Source organism: Piscinibacter defluvii (genome assembly GCF_004011805.1).
GTDB lineage: Bacteria > Pseudomonadota > Gammaproteobacteria > Burkholderiales > Burkholderiaceae_C > Piscinibacter > Piscinibacter defluvii.
In genome coordinates, this window is sequence record NZ_RCHJ01000005.1 from 173219 (window position 1) to 190427 (window position 17209).

Consider the following 17209-nt stretch of genomic DNA (forward strand, 5'->3'; position numbering starts at 1 on the left):
TCCTTGGGTTGTCGGACAGAGGGCTCACTTGAAGGTGAACGCAGGCACGTACGAGTACAGCGCCAGGATCAGGAATGCGACCAGGTAGAACGGGCCGAGCTCGCGCACCGTCTGGCCGACCTTGACCTTGGCGAGCGCGCTGGTGATGAACAGCGTCGTCCCGACCGGCGGGGTGTACAGCCCGATCGCCAGGTTGATGGTCATCACGATCCCGAGCTGGGTCAGGTCCATGCCGATCGAGTTGGCGAGCGGCACGAACACCGGCGTCAGCAGCAGCACGGCCGCGGGCAGGTCGATGAACATGCCGCAGACGAGCATCAGCAGGTTCATCATCAGGATCACCGACCAGCCGCTGGACAGGTTGTCCTTCGCCCAAGCCACGATGCCGTCGGGCATGCGGTCGAAGGTCAGCAGCCAGCCGATCGCCGCCGAGGCCATGATGACGAGCAGCACGACGCCGGTCGCGAGCCCCGCGTGAACGATCGCCCTGTGCAGCCGCTTGATGCCGAGGTCGCGGTAGACCAGCGCCGATACCAGGCCGGCGAACAGGGTCGACAGCACCGCCACCTCGGTGGGTGTGGCGAACCCGAAACGCAGCATCACGACGATCAGCACCGGCAGCACCAGCGCCGGCGCGGCGTACACGAGTTGCTTGCGGAACGCCGCCCAGTCCAGCGGCCGCGTCTCGCGCGGAAAGTTGCGCCGCCGCCCGACCCACCAGCACACCGCCATGAAGCCGCCGCACATCATCAGACCGGGCAGGATGCCGGCGACGAACAGCGACGCGATCGACGTGTTGCTGACCAGCGCGAACAGGATCATCGGGATCGAGGGCGGGATCAGGATGTCGATCGTCGCCGCGGCGGCGAGCGTCGCCGCCGAGAACGCCGGCGGATAGCCGAGCCGCTTCTGCCAGGGGATCAGCAGCGAGCCGATCGCCGAGGCGTCGGCCACCGCCGACCCCGAGACCCCGCCGAAGATCGTCGACGACAGCACGCCCACCTGCCCCGGGCCGCCGTGGAAGCGGCCGATCAGGGTGGAGAGCACGCCGATCAACGCCTCGCCCAGCTTGCCTCCCATCATCAGCGTACCGGTGAGCATGAAGAACGGGATCGCGATGAGCGGAAAGCTCTGCACCTGCGCGACCATCTGCTGCACGAGCAGGTCGAGCGGCACCTTGTCGGAGGTCGCCGCCGCTGCCATCGCGGCGACCAGCAGCGCATGGGCGATCGGGATCGCGAGCGTTGCGGCGCCGAGGAAGACGAACAGGATCAATGCCGTCATGTCGTTCTCCTTGGTCTCACCAGTGCGCCTGCGGCACTTCAGCGCCGACGGCAGCGGGTTGCTCGGTCGTGTTCCACGCGCGCCACGCCGAGAACAGCGCGAGCACCGCGAGCATCGCCATGCCGCCCATCACGCAGGCGTAGGTCACCGAGCCGGGCACCTGCAGGATCGGCGACTTCTCGTCGTGCACGATCTCGAGCATGCGCAAGGTCGCGACGGCGAGCACGGCATAGAGCGCCGCGACGACGAGCCACGCGAGCGCCGACAGCGGACGGCACACCGCGAACGGCAGCTTCTCCATCAGGAAGGTCGTCGTGATGTGTGCCCCGTGCTGGGCGGCCAGCACCACGCCCGCCATCACCATCCACGGGAACAGCAGCTCGGGCACCTCGTTGCCCCACTGCAGGCTCGAGCCGGTGGCGTAGCGCAACACGGTGTTGCCGCACAGGATCAGGAAGATCACCGACGTGCTCACCCACAGCACCGCCTGGCAGAGGCCGCCAACGGCGCGTTCGATCACATTCATGGTTTGTCTCCGGACGGGGCGCGAAGCGCGCCCCAAGGTCACGCACTCACTTGGCCTGCGCCGCGGCGATGACCTTCTTCACGTAGGGGCCGATCGGGCCGGCCTGCCACTTGTCGGTGACCGGCGCGGTGGCCTTGGCGAAGGCCGCCTTGTCGACGGTCGTCACCTGCACGCCCTTGGCCTTGAGGTCGGCGAGCAGCTTCTCCTCCGACTCCTGCGAGAGCTTGCGCTGCAGTGCAGTGGCCTCGGCGGCGGCTTCCTGCACAGCCTTCTTGTCGGCGTCGGAGAGCCTGTCCCAGGAGCGCTTGCTCATCAGGAACGGCGTCATCTGGAACTGGTGGTTCGTCAGCGCGAGGTGCTTCTGCACCTCGTAGAGCTTGCTGGCGTGCACGTTCACGACCGGGTTCTCCTGCCCGTCGACCACGCCCTGCTGCAGGGCGACATACAACTCGGCGAACTTGATCTGCTGCGCCTCGGCGCCCAGCGCCTGCATGACGTCCACGAGAACCGTGTCGGGCGGCGTGCGCATCTTCAGGCCCTTCAGGTCCTCGACCTTGCTGACCGGGCGCTTGCTGGTGGTCATCTGGCGGATGCCGTTGTCCCAGTAGCCGAGCGCGATCAGACCCTTGTCGGCCGACCGCTCGGCGAGCTCCTTGCCGAGCGGGCCGTCGAGCAGCTGGAACGCCGCGGCGGCGCTCGAGAACAGGAAGGGCATGCCGAACGCCGCGTACTCGGGAACCGCGTTGGCGACGGCGCCCTGCGAGTTCGCGCTCAGGTCCAGCGCGCCGGTGCGCAGCGCAGTCACCATCGCGGCGTCGTCGCCGAGCTGCGCCGACGGCGCCACTTGCACCTCGATGCGGCCGTTGCTCTTCGCCTTGAGCACCTCGGCGAACTTCAGGGACGCCTCGTGGCGCGGATTGCCGGGGGCGGCGCCGTGGCCGAGCGTCAGCTTGATCGCCTGGGCCTGGACGGCGAGCGGCGGCGTGGCCGCGGCCGCGATGGCGAGCAGCGTACGGATGAAGGTCTTGCGTTGCATGGTCTTGTCTCCGGGTGGTTGGTTGGATTCAGTGGATCAACATGCCGCCGTTCACGTCGAGCGTGATGCCGGTGCAGTAGGCGGAAAGGTCGCTGGCGAGGAACACGCAGGCGCCGGCGACGTCGGAGGCGGCGCCCAGTCGGGCGAGGGGAATCGTCTCGGCGATCTCGGCCTTCTTCTCCGGAGTCAGCTTGCCCTGGGTGATGTCGGTCTCGATCAGTCCCGGGGTGATGCTGTTGACGCGGATGCCTTCGATGCCGAATTCGCGCGCCATCGCACGCGCCAGGCCAAGCACGCCAGCCTTCGCGGCCGAGTAGTGCGGCCCGCCGAAGATGCCACCGCCGCGCTGCGCGGAGACCGACGAAATGCAGACGATCGAACCGTTCTTCTGCGTGCGCATTGCCGGCAGCACGGCCTGCGACATGTACAGCGTGCCGCGAAGGTTCACGTCGAGGATGCGGTCGTAGTCGGCGCCGGTGATGTCCAGCGTCTTCACCGGCTGCGTGATGCCGGCGTTGTTGACCAGGACGTCGATGCGGCCGAAGGCCTTCAGCACCGCGGCTGCAGCGGCCTCGCAGGCAGCCTTGTCGGTCACGTCGGCGACCAGCCCGAGGTGGCCGTCGCCCAGGCGTGCGGCCGCTGCGGCCGGTTCGGCACGGGCCAGGTCGAGGATCACCACCGTGGCGCCCTGCGCGGCCATCTGGCGCGCCGTCGCGTAGCCGAGTCCGTTGAGCCCGGCTCCGCCGGTGATCACCGCGACCTTGTCCTTGAGCAGCATTTCGTCGTCTCCATGCGTGGGTTGATGGAGGCATGTTCGGCGCCGGACGTGCTGAAGGCAAACGATGAATCATCAGGCTAAGATGACGATCCTTCATGCAACGACCGGGAGAACCCCATGGCGTCGCTCCCTCCTGTTGCGAATCTCCTGGCGTTCGAGGCCGTCGCGCGCCGCCGCAGCTTTGCGTTTGCTGCCACGGAGCTGCACCTGACCGCGTCGGCGATCAGCCACCAGATCGCGCGCCTCGAGGCCGACCTCGGCGTGCGGCTGTTCGAGCGCAGCGCGCACGGCGTTCGGCTCAGCCATGCGGGCGAGCGCTACCTCGAGCGCGTGTCCGGCGCGCTGTCGGCGATCTCTTCAGCCACGGAGGACGTGCGCAAGGGTGTCGGCAACAGCCTGTACCTGCACGCGGCGCCCAGCATCGCGAGTCTGTGGCTGATGCCGCGGCTGCGCGGCTTCGCGCAGGCGCACCCGGACATCGCGCTCAACCTGTCGGCCGCGCACACGCCCAGCGACTTCGCGCTCGGACAGGCGGATCTCGACATTCGCTACGGCGTGCCTCAGTGGGGCGATCTCGTCGTCGAGCCCCTTTTCACGGAGCGTGTCGTGCCGCTCGCCAGTCCGGCCTTCATCCGGGAGCACCGGCTCAAGCGGATCGAGCAGCTGTTCGACGTGCCGCTCATCCAGAGCAATGTCAGCGTGGTCCAGTGGTCCGACTGGTTGAGCGAGTTCGCGGACAGGCGTTCGCCAGATCAGTTCGCGTTGCGCTTCGACCGTGCCCAGATGTCGCTGGACGCGGCAACCCAGGGACTGGGTGTTGCGCTCGAGAGTGCCGTCAACGCCGGTCCGCATCTATCTGCCGGGAGGCTGAAGGCCGTCTTCGGCTTGGACAAGGCCATCCGCGTGAAGGCGCACTTCGTGGTGTATCCGGCCAGGCACGCGAAGCGCCCTCCGGTCGAGGCCTTCTTGTCATGGGTGCACAGCGAAGCGGCGCGAACGGAAACAACCCTCCGCTGAGCGGACATCTGCTGTTGTCGGCTCCTCGCCGACGGCGTGAGCCGAGTCGCCGCCAGCGCCCGACCGCCCACACCGCGAAGCCCCCGACCGCACCTCGCCCTCACCCCCCCGGCCGCTGCGCCTGCGCGCACTTCACCTGCACCAGCTCGCGCCGCCCGCCGTCGATGCGCACCGCGCTCAGGCAGCCGCCCCAGACGCAGCCGGTGTCCAGCGCCAGCAGCTCGGGCCGCATCACCAGGCCGAGCGTGGACCAGTGGCCGAAGGCGACCGGCACGCCCTGCGTGCGGCGGCCGGGGGCGTCGAACCAGGGCGCGAAGCCCGGCGGCGCGCCGCCCGCGCCTTCCTTGGTCTTCAGGTCCAGCGTGCCCTGCGCGTCGACGAAGCGGATGCGCGTCAGCACGTTGATGATGAAGCGCAGCCGGTGGGCGCCGGCCAGCGTGTCGCTCCAGCGCACCGGCTCGTCGGCGTACATCCGGTGCAGGAAGTCGGGCAGCGCGTCGCTCGTGAGCATGGCCTCCACCTCGGCGGCACGCGCCAGCGTCGCGTCGCGGTCCCATTGCGGCACCACGCCGGCATGCACGCACAGCCAGCCGTCCGCGACGAGCGCCATGCGGCGCGCGCGCAGCCATTCGATCCAGGCGTCGCGGTCCGGCGCGTCGAGCACGTCGGCGAAGGTGTCGCCGCGGTGCATCGTGCGGCCACCGAAGGCAACCGCGAGCAGGTGCAGGTCGTGGTTGCCGAGCAGGCAGTCGGCCGCGTCGCCGAAGCCGCGCAGCCGGCGCAGCACGGCCAGCGAGCCGGGGCCGCGGTTGACCAGGTCGCCGAGCACGACGAGCCGGTCGCGCGAGGGCGAGAAGCCGATCTCGGCGAGCAGGCGCTCGAACGCGTCGTCGCAGCCCTGCAGGTCGCCCACGAGGTAGTGCATCGCGCGATTCTGCTACGCTCGCCCCGGTCGCCTCGATGCACGCCCTGCATGGACGTTGCCCTACTGATCTTCCTGATCCTGCTGAACGCGCTGTTCGCGATGTCCGAGATGGCGCTCACCGCCGCCCGCAAGGCCCGGCTGCAGGTGATGGTCGAGGCCGGCGACGCAGGCGCGCAGTGCGCGATGGACCTGCACGACGACCCGACCAAGTTCCTCTCGGTGGTGCAGATCGGCATCACCTCGATCGGCGTGCTCAACGGCATCGTCGGCGACGCCGCCTTCTCCGCGCCGTTCGCGGCCTGGCTGCACGACGCACTCCCGATCAGCGACAACATGGCCGACATCGCCGCCACCGCGATGGTGGTGGTGGTGATCACCTTCCTGACCATCATCTTCGGCGAGCTGGTGCCCAAGCGGCTCGGCCAGATGTACCCGGAGACGGTGGCGCGCCTGGTGGCGCGGCCGATGGAGTGGCTGTCGATCGCGACGCGGCCCTTCGTCAAGCTGCTGTCGGTCTGCACCGAGGGCACGCTGCGCCTGCTGGGCGTGCGCGACGGGCCCGACCGCAGCGTCACCGAGGAGGAGATCGCCGCCAGCCTGGAGGAGGGCGTGGATGCCGGCGTGATCGAGGCCCAGGAGCACCAGATGGTGCGCAACGTGTTCCGTCTCGACGACCGCCAGGTCGGCTCGATGATGATCCCGCGCACCGAGATCGTCTGGCTCGACGCCGGGTCCACGCGCGAGCAGGTGCTGGCGCTGATCGAGCATGTGCAGCACTCGCGCTATCCGGTGTGCCGCGGCGGCCTGCACGACGTGCTGGGCGTGGCCACCACGCAGCGCCTGCTGCAGCAGGAGATGCGCGGCGAGACCTTCTCGCTCACCGAGGGGCTGGAGCCGGCGGTGTTCGTGCCCGAGACGCTCTCGGGCATGGAACTGCTCGAGCATTTCAAGGCCTCGAGCGCGCAGCTCGTGTTCGTGGTCGACGAGTACGGCGAGGTGCAGGGCATGATCACCGTGCTCGACGTGCTGGAGGCGATCACCGGCGAGTTCACCACGCCCACCGCGGAAGACTCCTGGGCGGTGCGCCGCGAGGACGGCAGCTGGCTGTTCGACGGCCTGATCCCGGTGCCGGAGCTGAAGGACCGCCTGGCGCTGAAGGCCCTGCCCGAGGAGGACCGCGGGCGCTACAACACGCTGGCCGGCATGATCATGCTGCTGCTCGGCCGCCTGCCGGCCACCGCCGATTCGGTCGAGTGGGAGGGCTGGCGCTTCGAGGTGGTCGACCTCGACGGCAAGCGTGTCGACAAGGTGCTGGCCAGCCTGCTGCCGCCGCGCGAGAACGAACCCCCCGGAGAACCTGCATGATCAATTCGGCGCTGTACCGCGAGCCGGTGCTGCTGGAGCCGGCGCGCCACCGGCCGCTGAAGATCGGCACGCTGGCCGATTTCTCCATCGCACGCGGCATGCATGCCGTGTTCCTGGCCGCCACCGAGATCCCGCAGGCAGCGCTCGAGTTCCCGGTCGTGTTCGTGCACACCGGCGTGCGCGACGAGGCCGGCCGCGCCACGGTCTCGCCGATCGCGCTGCTCGGGCTGTCGCAGGGCGAGAACCTGTTCGTCGAGGGCACGCGCTGGGAGGCGCGCTACATCCCGGCCTTCATCCGCCGCTACCCGTTCCTGACCGCGAACCTGCGTGGCGCGCCGGCGCCCGGCGTGATGATCGACCGCGCCTGGACCGGCTTTTCCGAGACCGAGGGCGAGCCGCTGTTCGGCGACGACGGCCAGCCCGCGCCGGCGCTGCAGCGTGCGATCGAGTTCCTCGACCGCTTCGAGACCGAGGCGCAGCGCACCCAGCTGTTCTGCGCGCGCATCGCCGAGCTCGATCTGCTCAAGGAGATGAAGGCCGACGCGACACTGCCCGACGGCATGACGCTCTCGATCGACGGCTTCTACGTGATCGACGACGAGAAGCTGCGCGCGCTGGCCGATGCGCCGGTGCTCGAGATGCACCGCAACGGCATGCTCGCGCTGCTGAACCTGCACCTGGCCTCGACCAACCACCTGCGCGCGATGGTCGAGCGCAAGGCGCGGCGCGCCCAGGCGGCGAAGGATGGGGCCAAGGCGGAAGGGAGTTCCGGTGGAGCGCGCTGACGACTTCGCGCGCGGCGTCGCGAACCGGCGCGCGGTGCTCGGCGACGAGTGGGTCGACCAGTCGCTGGCCGGCACCACCGCCTTCAACGCCGATTTCCAGGACCTGGTGACGCGCCATGCCTGGCTCGACATCTGGGGCCGCCCGGGGCTGGACGTGCAGACGCGCCGCCTGCTCGTGCTGGCGATGACCATGGCCGCCGCGCGCTGGGAGGAGTTCGAGCTGCACTGCCGCGCCACGATCCAGGCCGGCGTGCCGCTCGAGCCGCTGCGCGAGACGCTGATGCAGGGCGCGATCTACTGCGGCGTGCCGGCCGCCAACACCGCGTTCAAGATCACCACCAAGTTGCTGCGCGAGGCCGGCCGCCTGCCGGCCGCGCAGCCGCTGACCGAGGGCGTGCGCGTGGCCGTGCACCACACCTTCAGCGCGCCGCAGCTGCGGATCGCGCTGCAGGGCCGCGGCACGCCGGTGGTGCTGGCGCATGCGCTCGGCGTGGACCTGCACATGTGGGACGAGCTCGCCGCCGCGCTCGCGCCCGACCACGAGGTGCTGCGCTACGACCAGCGCGGCCACGGCGGCTCGGCCGTGCCTGCCGGCCCGTACACGCAGGAACAGCTGGTCGACGACGCGGCGCGCGTGATCGGCGAATGGGGCCGTGGCCCGGTGGTGTTCGTCGGCCTGTCGATGGGCGGCATGGTCGCGCAGGGCCTGGCGCTGCGGCACCCGGCGCTGCTGCGCGGCGTGGTGATCGCCAACAGCAGCGCGCGCTACCCGGAGGAGGCGCGCGCCGCCTGGGCGCAGCGCATCGCGAGTGTGCAGCAGCATGGCCTGGCCGCGGTGGCGGACGCGACGATGGAGCGCTGGTTCACGCCGGCCTTCCGCGCCGCCCGGCCCGACGTCGTCGAGCGCCACCGGCAGGCCATCCTGCGCGGCAGCGTCGAGGGTTACCTGGCCTGCTGCCACGCGGTGGCGGCGGTCGACTGGCTCGATGCACTGCCTCAGGTGACGCTGCCCACGCTGGTGATCGCCGGCAGGCAGGACGCCGGCGCACCGCCGGCGATGAGCGAGGCGATCGCACAGCGCATTCCCGGCGCGCGGCTCGAGGTGCTCGACACCGCGCACCTGTCGGTGGCCGAACAGCCGCAGGCCTTCGAGCGGCTGCTGCGCGGGTTCATGGCCGCCTGCTGAAGGCCTGGCCGGCGACCATGAAGCGGTCGCGCAGGTGCAGGTGGGCGAGTTCCGGCGGCGGCGGCGCCAGCGCCGGGTCCTCCAGCGGCAGCGGCAGGATGGCCTCGAGCGCCTTGTGCGCGAGGGCCGTCTCGAGCTCCCAGCGCACCCAGGGCGAGGTGGCGGCGTGGCGCGACCAGAACAGCAGGAACAGCTCGCGTGCGCCGATCTGCTGCGCGAGCTGGCGCTTGAAGTCCTCGTTCGGGCGCAGGTCCAGGCAGTCCTGGAAGATGTCCAGCCCCGGCGCCCAGCGCACCAGGGTCGAGAGCCGGCCGGCCACCTCCTGCGCGTCCTTGGACGCATAGGAGGCGAAGGCGCTGGCCGGCGCGCGCACCGCCCGCTGCGCGGGTGCCGCCGCGCCGGCACCGGGCCCGACGGCGAGCTGCACCGGCAGGGCGGCCACCGGCACGGTGTCGATCAGCACCAGCAGCTCGAACACCGCGCTGGGCGGCGCGTCGTCGGCGGCGCAGGCGGTGAAGCCGACCAGTCGGTGCTGCCCGTTCCACTCGAAGCGGCGCTCCTCGGGCGTGAAGCGGAAGTGGCGGCCGCCCGGCCGCACCGTGACCGGTGCGCCGCGGCGCCAGCGCGAGGCGCCCTCGGGCGCCACGTCGAGCAGGCGGCGCTCGTCCGGTTCGCCGGCCGCGTCGAACTGCGCCTGCACCGCCGCGCGCGCCGCCTGCACGTAGGCCGCGAGGTGCACGGTGAATTCGCTGCGCGGCGCACAGCGGCGTGGTGCGCGGACGCCGAGCCAGACCGGGTCGTCGGCGGGCGGTTCGGCCGCGGTGGGGCGCAGGCCGCGCCACCACGAGGCGAGCGCGTCGCCGAGGCGCCCGGTCAGCGTCGAGCGGCTGCTGCGCGCCGGTTCCGCCGGCGCGGGTTGCGGCGACGCCACGGGGCCGGGCGCCGCGAGCGTGCGCTCGGGCGCGCCGTGCGCGCTCGGCCCGGACAATGCGGCCAGGGCCGCGTCGGCCGACGGCGGCCGATCCCCCACCCGCGGCGCCATCAGGCGGTCGACCAGCCGCAGCAGGTCGGGGTCGAGGCCGGGTGGCGCCAGCGCCGCGAGCGGCGTCAGCGGGTCGTCGTGCAGGCGCTGCACGGCCGGCGGCGGGTCGGCACCGGTGATCAGGAAACGCAGGGTCGCGCCGAGCGCGTAGAGGTCGCTCCACGGGCCCTCGGGCCCGCCGGCGTCGGCGCCCACCTGCTCGGGCGCCGCGTAAGGCCCGGGCGGCTCGCCGAGCACGCGCCGCACCCGTTCGGGCGGCAGCAGCAAGGGCCTCGCGTGCTCGTCGAGCAGCAGGCGCTCGGGTGAGATCGCGCCGTGGATGGTGTGCTCGCGGTGCAGCAGCACGAGCGCGGTGAACGTCAGGTGCAGCAGCCCGCGCAGCAGCGCGTCGTCGATCGGCACGCTGCCGCGCCACGCGCGCAGCGTGCGGCCGTGGCGCGGCGCCGTGACGACGTAGGCGTGCCCCTGCTCGACGCCGAAGTCCCACACCGCGGCCAGCGCGGGGTGGTTGAACCGCGCCAGCGCCAGTGCCTCGTCGAGAAAGGCCTGGGTCGCCTGCGCGAGCCGGTCGGCGTCGAGGCCGGGTGGCGGCACGAGGAGGGTCAGCGTGGCCGCGCGGATGACGTTCGGGTCGAAGGCCTCGGCGTGCCACAAGGGGCCGTCGGGCCCTGCCACGCGCTTGATCCACAGCTGGCGGAAGCTGCCGCCGGGCTCCGGCAGCGCGCCGCGGGTCGGGTCCATGCGATGCCCTCCTGGCGGTTGATCGGGCGGGCGCCACCTTAGCGCGTCCGCGACCCGCGGTGACTCCCGCAAATCGCCGCGGCCGGCGAGGGGCATCGCGGGTCGCGACAATCGCGGCCCATGGATTCGCTCTCGCAGCTCGCGCTCGGCGCAGCGGTCGGCATCGCCACGATGGGCCGGCGCAGCGCGGTCTGGAAGGCGGCGCTGTGGGGCGGCATCGCCGGCACGCTGCCCGACCTGGACGCCTTTCTCGACCACGGCGACCCGCTGGCGAACATGGTGCTGCACCGCGCCGACAGCCACGCCCTCTTCTGGCTCACGCTGGCCGCACCGCTGCTGGCGCTGCTGCCGGCCTGGCTGCACGGCGAGCGGGCGCTGTACCGGCGCTGGTGGCTGGCGATCTGGCTGGCGCTCGTCACCCACCCGCTGCTGGACTGGATGACGGTCTACGGCACGCAGCTGCTGCGGCCCTTCACCGACCACCCGTACGCCGTCGGCAGCGTGTTCATCATCGACCCGCTCTACACGCTGCCACTGCTGGTGGGCGTGATCGTCGCGCTGCGCCGCGGCGGCGATGCACGCGCGCTGCGCTGGAACGCCGCCGGCCTGCTGCTGAGCACGGCCTACCTGGGCTGGGGCGCCGCGGCGCAGCAGCATGTGCGCGGCGTGGCGCTGGACTCGCTGGCGCGCCAGGGCATCGCGGCCGAGCGCGTGCTGGTCACGCCGACCGCCTTCAACAGCGTGCTGTGGCGCATCGTCGCGGTGACGCCCGACGGCCTGCACGAAGGCTTCCATTCGCTGCTCGACCGCCACGGCGAGCTGCGCTTCGACCGCTTCGACGCCGGCGTGGCGCTGCGTCCGGCACTCGACGGCCATGCGCCGGTGCAGCGCCTGTGCCGCTTCAGCCAGGGCTTCTGCAAGCTCTCGCGCGAGGGCGACCGGGTGCTGGTGAGCGACCTGCGCATGGGCCAGGAGCCGAGCTACACCTTCGCCTTCGTCGTCGGCCGCGTGGCCGGCGGGCGCGTCGAAGCGCTGGCCCCGCCGGTGGCGGCCGGGCGCCGGCCGCCGATCGGCCCGGCGCTGGCCTGGCTGTGGCGGCGTGCGCTCGGCGAGCCGCTCGCGCCGCCGCGCTGAACTCCTGCCGGGGCGGCGCTGCCGCTGCGTGCGAGACTGCACGCTCCTCCCGCCCCGAGCCGCGCCATGACCCGCACCGCCCGCCACCTGCTGAACATCTTCGTCACCGGCGCGCTGGCTGCGCTGCCGCTGGCGGCCACCGTGCTGGTGCTGGTCTGGACGGTGCGGCTGCTGGTCGAGTGGCTCGGGCCGGACAGCCTGATCGGCGGCACGCTGGTGCGCATCGGCCTGGGCGTCACCGGCTCGGAGATCTTCGGCTACACGATCGGCGTGGCGGTGGTGCTGGCCGGCGTGTTCCTGCTCGGCCTGGTCGTGCAGACGCGGCTGCGCCACGTGCTGACCGCGGTGGTCGACGGCATCCTGCAGCGCATCCCGCTGGTGCGCTCGGTCTACGACCTGTCGAAGCGCTTCGTCGACCTGCTCGCGCAGCGCGACCAGGACGGCCTGCGCTCGATGAGCCCGGTGTGGCTGCACTTCGGCGGCCCGGGCGGCGCGGCGGCGCTGGCGCTGCTGTCCACGCCCGAGCCGGTGACGATCGGCGGGCGCAGCTACCTCGCGGTGCTGGTGCCCACCGCGCCGGTGCCGGTGGGCGGCGGCCTGCTCTACGTGCCGGCGGAGTGGGTCGTGCCGGCCGAACTGGGCGTCGACGCGGTGACCAGCATCTACGTGTCGATGGGCATCACGTCGCGCCAGTACCTGGGGGGCCGTCCGGGCTGACGCGCTCGGGCACTCAAGTCCGCGCCTCCGCTGCCGAAAACCCCCGGATGTATGGCCATCGCCCTGCCAACGCGGCGAGGTCCTGGCGCCGCCGCTTGGCGTATGCGCTCGGCTCGCTGAAGCTGCGCATCACGCTGTGTGCGCTGGCCGCGCTGGTGCTGGGCATCGGACTGACCACGCTGCTGCTGGTGCACCAGGCCGAGCAGGACACCCTGGCGCTGCAGCGTGACCGCGCGCTGGCCGACACGGTGCGCATCGCGACGCTGCTGTCGCGCCGGGTGGTCGAGCGCCAGAAGGCGCTGGCCGCCAACGCGGGCCAGATCGACGCGGCGATGATCGACGACCCGGCACGCCTGGTTGCGCTGCTGGACGCCAAGCCGCTGCTGCGCGGCCTGTTTTCCGCGGTGTTCGTGGCCGGGGCCGATGGCCGCATCCGCGTGCTCGCCGAGGCTGCGGGCGTGCGCCGCAGCGAGGTCTACCTGGGCGACCGCGACTACTTCCGCCTCACGCTGTCCGAACGCCGCGGCCAGATCGGCGAGGCCGTGGCAAGCCGCGTGTCCGGCGATCCGGTGATCGTGGTGACGCATCCGCTGGGCGGTAGCGGCCCGGTGCATGGGGTGCTCGGCGGCGTGCTCAACCTGGCGACGCAGGGCCTGATTGCCGACCTGGTGGAGGACGACAACGCCGACCGGGTGCTCAGCATCGTCACCGACGCGCACGGCCATGTGCTGGTGCACCCGTCGCGTGAAAGGGTGCTGAAGGACCTGGACGACGAACCCCGACTGCAGCAGGCGATCGCCGAGTGGCGCCGCAGCGGTGCGCCGGTCGAGCCGGCCGGACTGCTGCTGCGGCAACCGGGTGAACTGGTCGGCGCGGCCGGGGTCGCGGGGCCGGACTGGATGGTCTGGCGCATCCGTGCGGAGAGCGACCTGCTGGCCCCGCTGCATGCCGCCCGCGGCAAGACGGTGCTCTGGGCCGGCGGGCTGATCGCGGTGCTGTCGCTGGTGATGCTGACGCTGCTGTTCCGGCTGCTGCAGCCGCTGGCCCGGCTGCAGGAGCGTGCCGGGCACCTGTTCGACGGCACGCACGAGGTGACCGAAGGCTGGCCCGAGACCAGGGGCGAGATCGGGCGACTGACCCGCGTGCTGCGCCACGTCACGGCCGAACGCGCCCAGCTCGAGGCCTTCAACGCCGAGGTGCTGCGCAAGCTGAGTTCGGTGATGGATGCGGCGCCGCTGGGCATCGCGTTCACGAGAGCCCAGCGCTTCGAGCTGGTCAGCGCCGAGTTCTGCCGCCTGTTCGCGCTGTCGCAGCAGCAGCTGCTGGGCCAGGCCGCGCGCATGATCCATGTCTCCGACGAGGACCATGCCGCGCTGGACCCGCAGGTCAGCGCCGCGTTCGCGCGCGGCGAGCCCTACGTGGGCGAGTGGCAGATGCGGCGCGGCGACGGCAGCCGCTTCTGGGCCCAGCTGAGGGCCCGCCCGGTGGACATGCACGACGCCGGCGCCGGCACGATCTGGTCGGTGGCCGACGTGACGGCACAGGTCGCGGCGCGCGAGGCGCTCGAATGGTCGGCCGGCCACGACGCGCTGACCGGCCTGGCCAACCGCACGCTGCTGCTGCAGCAGCTCGAGCGTGTGCTGCAGGCCCGACCGCGCTCGCTGCCGGCCGCGCTGGTGATGGTCGACCTGGACCGGTTCAAGCCGATCAACGACCGCGCCGGCCACGCGGCCGGCGACGCGATGCTCAAGGCGGTGGCGGTGGTGCTCGGCGCGCGCGTGCGTGCCAGCGACCTGGTCGTGCGGCTGGGCGGCGACGAGTTCGCGCTCCTGCTCGAACGCTGCCCCCACGAGACCGCGCTGCGCATCGCCGAGGCCGCGCGTGGTGCGATCCAGGACATCGCGCTGCCCTGGCAGGGCGAGCAGCTGCGCGTCGGTGCCAGCCTGGGCGTGGCCTCGCTGACGCCCGAGACGGCCGATGCGGCGGCCTGGATGGAGGCGGCCGACGCCGCCTGCTATGCCGCCAAGAACGCGGGCCGGGGCAGGGTGTGTGCCGCGCCGCGCGCGCGGCTGCGGGTGGTGGGCGGCGACGCCGCCGTCAGCTGAAGAAGCGGCGCTTCGCCAGCTCGGTGGCGGCCACGTAGGCCAGCACGATCGCCAGCAGCACGGCCCACAGCGTGCCGGGCAGCGGCGCGAAGCCGAGCAGCCCGGCCAGCGGCGGCCAGGCCACCAGCAGCACCGAGGCGGCCGCCACCGCGACGGTGGTGATGGCCAGCCCGCGCCCGGGCCGGCTGCGCCAGGCCGGCCCGGCGGTGCGCAGCACCATCACCACGGCCAGTTCGGTGAGCAGCGAGACCAGGAACCAGGCCGCGTGGAAGGCCGGCTGCGCGACCGCGAACACGCGCACGAGCAGCCAGAAGGTGAGCAGGTCGAACAGCGAGCTGATCGCGCCGAACAGCAGCATGAAGCGGCGCAGCGCGGCCAGGTCCCAGCGGCCGGCGCGGCGCAGCGCGGGGGCGTCGACGCGGTCGGTGGCGATGGCCAGCGAGGGCAGGTCGGAGAGAAAGTTGTTGAGCAGGATCTGGCCCGCGGTCAGCGGGAGGAAGGGCAGCAGCGGCGTGGCGATGGCCATGCTGACCATGTTGCCGAAGTTGGCGCTGGTGGTGATCTGGATGTACTTCAGCGTGTTGGCGAAGGTGCGCCGGCCTTCGGCGATGCCGCGCTCGAGCACGCCCAGGTCGGCACGCAGCAGCACCAGGTCGGCGCTCTCGCGCGCCACGTCGACCGCGTGCTCGACCGAGATGCCGACGTCGGCCGCGTGCAGCGCCGGCGCGTCGTTGATGCCGTCGCCGAGGAAGCCGACCGCATGCCCGCGGTGCTGCAGTGCACGCACGATGCGCTCCTTCTGCGCCGGCTCGACCTCGGCGAACACATGCGTGCGCTCGGCCAGGTGCCACAGCGCCTCGTCGCGCAGGCCGGCGATCCGCGCGCCGGTCAGCAGCGCCGTCGCGTCCAGCCCGACCTGCGCGGCCACGCGCGCGGCCACGTGGCGGTTGTCGCCGGTGACCATCGCCACGCGCACGCCGCGCCGCGCCAGCGCCTGCAGCGTGGCCGCGGCGTCGGGCTTGACCGGGTCGTGGAAGCAGACGAAGCCGGCCAGCACGAGCCCCTTCTCGTCGGCCACGGTGTAGTTGTCGCGCCGCGGCGCCCGCGTGGTGGCCAGCGCCAGCACGCGCAGGCCCTGCTCGCCCTGCTGCTGCACGAAGGCCTCGGCCGCGGCGCGGCCGGCGGCGTCGATGGCGCAGGCGTCGAGCACCTGCGGCACGGCGCCCTTGGTGACCAGCAGCGGGGCCTCGCCGTCGCGCTCGAGCACCACGGTCAGGCGGCGGCGCACGAAGTCGTAGGGGATCTCGTCGAGCTTGCGCCAGGGCGCGGTCGACAGGCCGGCGCGCCGGCCGGCATCGACCAGCGCCTGGTCGATCGGGTTGTCGATGCCGGTCTCGAAGGCCGCGTTCAGGTGCGCCAGGCGCAGCACCTCGTCGGACGGCCGGGCGGCCGCATCGACCGTGGCGGCCAGCGCGAGGGTGCCCTCGGTCAGCGTGCCGGTCTTGTCGGTCAGGAGGCGGTCCATGCCGCCGAGGTCCTCGATCGCATCGAGCCGGCGCACCAGCACGCCGGCGCGTGCCAGCCGCAGCGCGCCGCGCGCCAGCGAGACGCTGACGATGGCCGGCAGCAGCTCGGGCGACAGCCCGACCGCCAGCGCCACCGCGAACAGCAGCGACTCGACCACCGGCCGGCCGAGCAGCTGGTTGGCCACCAGCACCACGATCACGACCAGCAGCATCAGCCGCAGCAGCAGCAGCCCGAAGTGGCGCAGACCGCGCTCGAACTCGGTCTCGGGCTCGTTGCCGAGCAGGTGGCCCGACAGCCCGGCCAGCACCGTGCCTGCGCCGGTGCGCACCACCAGCACGCGGGCCTGGCCGCTGCGCACCGAACTGCCGGCAAACAGGGCGTTGTGCCGTTCGGCCAGCGCCGCGTCGGCCGCGCTGCGGCCCGGCCGCTTCTCCACCGGCAGCGATTCGCCGGTCAGGCTGGCCTGGTTGACGAGGAAGTCGGTGGCCGAGAGCAGCACGCCGTCGGCCGGCACCAGGTGCCCGGCGGCCAGCTCGAGCACGTCGCCCGGCACCAGGCCGGCGGCCGGCAGCGTGCGCACCTGCCCGCCGCGGCACACCCGCGCCGTCAGCGCCAGGCGGCGCTGCAGCGCCTCGACCGCACGCGAGGCGCGCAGTTCCTGCGCGAAGCCCAGGCCGGCGCTGGCGACCACGATCAGCAGGATCAGCACCGCGTCGGCCCAGTCCTGCAGCAGCATCGACAGCAGCGCGCCGACCACCAGGATCAGCACCAGCGGGTTGGTGAACTGGCGCAGCGCCAGGCGCAGCACCACGTGCGTCGGGCCGCGCTGCAGGCTGTTGGGACCGCGGCTTGCGAGGCGCCGGGCGGCCTCGGCATCGTCGAGCCCCTCGGCGCGGCTCTCTAGCGCGGCCAGCAGCGCACCGGCATCCTGCGCCCACCAGGCCTCGGGCGGCGGGGTGGTCTCGGGCGGCGTGTCCATCGCCCGAGTGTTGGCGAAGCCGCCAGCCGGCTCTTGCGCGCGGTCAACCGCGGCCGGCAGCC

General features: G+C 72.4%; 14 protein-coding genes. 7 read left to right on the forward strand and 7 right to left on the reverse strand.

Annotated features, from left to right (window positions below):
• Positions 1 to 24: 24 nt before the first annotated feature.
• The 4 genes from D9C15_RS16330 to D9C15_RS16345 are packed head-to-tail and all read right to left on the reverse strand — an operon-like array spanning position 25 to position 3624.
• Positions 25 to 1284, reverse strand: coding sequence for a TRAP transporter large permease (locus tag D9C15_RS16330; RefSeq protein WP_127999117.1), 1260 nt, complete (start codon positions 1282 to 1284; stop codon positions 25 to 27).
• 16 nt (positions 1285 to 1300) lie between these two features.
• Positions 1301 to 1810, reverse strand: coding sequence for a TRAP transporter small permease (locus D9C15_RS16335; RefSeq protein WP_127999119.1), 510 nt, complete (start codon positions 1808 to 1810; stop codon positions 1301 to 1303).
• Between the two features lie 46 nt (positions 1811 to 1856).
• On the reverse strand, positions 1857 to 2846 hold the full coding sequence (locus D9C15_RS16340) for a TRAP transporter substrate-binding protein (RefSeq protein ID WP_127999121.1): 990 nt from the start codon (positions 2844 to 2846) through the stop codon (positions 1857 to 1859).
• Positions 2847 to 2874: 28 nt separating this feature from the next.
• Positions 2875 to 3624, reverse strand: a complete 750-nt coding sequence (locus D9C15_RS16345; RefSeq protein ID WP_127999123.1) for an SDR family NAD(P)-dependent oxidoreductase — start codon at positions 3622 to 3624, stop codon at positions 2875 to 2877.
• 117 nt (positions 3625 to 3741) lie between these two features.
• Here D9C15_RS16345 and D9C15_RS16350 point away from each other — a divergent pair, with 117 nt between their 5' ends.
• Positions 3742 to 4641, forward strand: coding sequence for a LysR substrate-binding domain-containing protein (locus D9C15_RS16350; protein ID WP_127999125.1), 900 nt, complete (start codon positions 3742 to 3744; stop codon positions 4639 to 4641).
• A 100-nt stretch (positions 4642 to 4741) separates the two neighbouring features.
• Here D9C15_RS16350 and D9C15_RS16355 read toward each other — a convergent pair whose 3' ends face one another.
• Positions 4742 to 5566 carry a symmetrical bis(5'-nucleosyl)-tetraphosphatase gene (locus D9C15_RS16355; RefSeq protein WP_127999127.1) on the reverse strand — a complete coding sequence of 275 codons (825 nt, stop codon included), beginning with the start codon at positions 5564 to 5566 and terminating at the stop codon, positions 4742 to 4744.
• Between the two features lie 48 nt (positions 5567 to 5614).
• Between D9C15_RS16355 and D9C15_RS16360 the strand changes: the two genes are divergently transcribed.
• Genes D9C15_RS16360 through pcaCD form a run of 3 tightly spaced genes read left to right on the forward strand, consistent with a single transcriptional unit; the run spans position 5615 to position 8902 of the window.
• The gene (locus tag D9C15_RS16360) at positions 5615 to 6931 is read left to right on the forward strand and encodes a hemolysin family protein (RefSeq protein WP_127999129.1); all 1317 of its coding nucleotides are present in this window, start codon (positions 5615 to 5617) and stop codon (positions 6929 to 6931) included.
• Positions 6928 to 7716 (forward strand): SapC family protein, encoded by a 789-nt coding sequence (locus tag D9C15_RS16365; protein ID WP_127999131.1) that lies wholly within the window; start codon positions 6928 to 6930, stop codon positions 7714 to 7716. The genes D9C15_RS16360 and D9C15_RS16365 overlap by 4 nt, the downstream gene beginning before the upstream one ends.
• Complete coding sequence (pcaCD, locus tag D9C15_RS16370; RefSeq protein ID WP_310734482.1) at positions 7703 to 8902, forward strand: bifunctional 4-carboxymuconolactone decarboxylase/3-oxoadipate enol-lactonase PcaCD; 1200 nt, start codon at positions 7703 to 7705, stop codon at positions 8900 to 8902. The genes D9C15_RS16365 and pcaCD overlap by 14 nt, the downstream gene beginning before the upstream one ends.
• Here pcaCD and D9C15_RS16375 read toward each other — a convergent pair.
• Positions 8886 to 10685, reverse strand: a complete 1800-nt coding sequence (locus tag D9C15_RS16375) for a TIR domain-containing protein (RefSeq protein WP_164886748.1) — start codon at positions 10683 to 10685, stop codon at positions 8886 to 8888. The genes pcaCD and D9C15_RS16375 overlap by 17 nt on opposite strands.
• Before the next feature lie 120 nt (positions 10686 to 10805).
• On the opposite strand from D9C15_RS16375, the gene D9C15_RS16380 reads away from it, so the two are divergent.
• The 3 genes from D9C15_RS16380 (at position 10806) to D9C15_RS16390 (ending at position 14641) form a co-directional block, all read left to right on the forward strand.
• Positions 10806 to 11819, forward strand: a complete 1014-nt coding sequence (locus D9C15_RS16380) for a metal-dependent hydrolase (RefSeq protein ID WP_127999137.1) — start codon at positions 10806 to 10808, stop codon at positions 11817 to 11819.
• 66 nt (positions 11820 to 11885) lie between these two features.
• Positions 11886 to 12536 carry a DUF502 domain-containing protein gene (locus tag D9C15_RS16385; RefSeq protein WP_127999139.1) on the forward strand — a complete coding sequence of 217 codons (651 nt, stop codon included), beginning with the start codon at positions 11886 to 11888 and terminating at the stop codon, positions 12534 to 12536.
• Between the two features lie 95 nt (positions 12537 to 12631).
• Positions 12632 to 14641, forward strand: coding sequence for a diguanylate cyclase domain-containing protein (locus D9C15_RS16390; protein WP_127999141.1), 2010 nt, complete (start codon positions 12632 to 12634; stop codon positions 14639 to 14641).
• Here the strand turns inward: D9C15_RS16390 and mgtA are convergent.
• Positions 14634 to 17147 (reverse strand): magnesium-translocating P-type ATPase, encoded by a 2514-nt coding sequence (mgtA, locus tag D9C15_RS16395; RefSeq protein ID WP_127999142.1) that lies wholly within the window; start codon positions 17145 to 17147, stop codon positions 14634 to 14636. The genes D9C15_RS16390 and mgtA overlap by 8 nt on opposite strands.
• Positions 17148 to 17209: the final 62 nt, after the last annotated feature.

What these genes read in the sequence shown, in the direction of transcription:
- D9C15_RS16355 (WP_127999127.1), bottom strand. Translation starts at nt 5,566, where the DNA reads ATGCACTACCTCGTGGGCGACCTGCAGGGCTGCGACGACGCGTTCGAG.
- D9C15_RS16375 (WP_164886748.1), bottom strand. Translation starts at nt 10,685, where the DNA reads ATGGACCCGACCCGCGGCGCGCTGCCGGAGCCCGGCGGCAGCTTCCGC.
- D9C15_RS16360 (WP_127999129.1), top strand. Translation starts at nt 5,615, where the DNA reads ATGGACGTTGCCCTACTGATCTTCCTGATCCTGCTGAACGCGCTGTTC.
- D9C15_RS16385 (WP_127999139.1), top strand. Translation starts at nt 11,886, where the DNA reads ATGACCCGCACCGCCCGCCACCTGCTGAACATCTTCGTCACCGGCGCG.
- D9C15_RS16365 (WP_127999131.1), top strand. Translation starts at nt 6,928, where the DNA reads ATGATCAATTCGGCGCTGTACCGCGAGCCGGTGCTGCTGGAGCCGGCG.
- D9C15_RS16335 (WP_127999119.1), bottom strand. Translation starts at nt 1,810, where the DNA reads ATGAATGTGATCGAACGCGCCGTTGGCGGCCTCTGCCAGGCGGTGCTG.
- D9C15_RS16380 (WP_127999137.1), top strand. Translation starts at nt 10,806, where the DNA reads ATGGATTCGCTCTCGCAGCTCGCGCTCGGCGCAGCGGTCGGCATCGCC.
- D9C15_RS16350 (WP_127999125.1), top strand. Translation starts at nt 3,742, where the DNA reads ATGGCGTCGCTCCCTCCTGTTGCGAATCTCCTGGCGTTCGAGGCCGTC.
- D9C15_RS16345 (WP_127999123.1), bottom strand. Translation starts at nt 3,624, where the DNA reads ATGCTGCTCAAGGACAAGGTCGCGGTGATCACCGGCGGAGCCGGGCTC.
- mgtA (WP_127999142.1), bottom strand. Translation starts at nt 17,147, where the DNA reads ATGGACACGCCGCCCGAGACCACCCCGCCGCCCGAGGCCTGGTGGGCG.
- D9C15_RS16340 (WP_127999121.1), bottom strand. Translation starts at nt 2,846, where the DNA reads ATGCAACGCAAGACCTTCATCCGTACGCTGCTCGCCATCGCGGCCGCG.
- D9C15_RS16330 (WP_127999117.1), bottom strand. Translation starts at nt 1,284, where the DNA reads ATGACGGCATTGATCCTGTTCGTCTTCCTCGGCGCCGCAACGCTCGCG.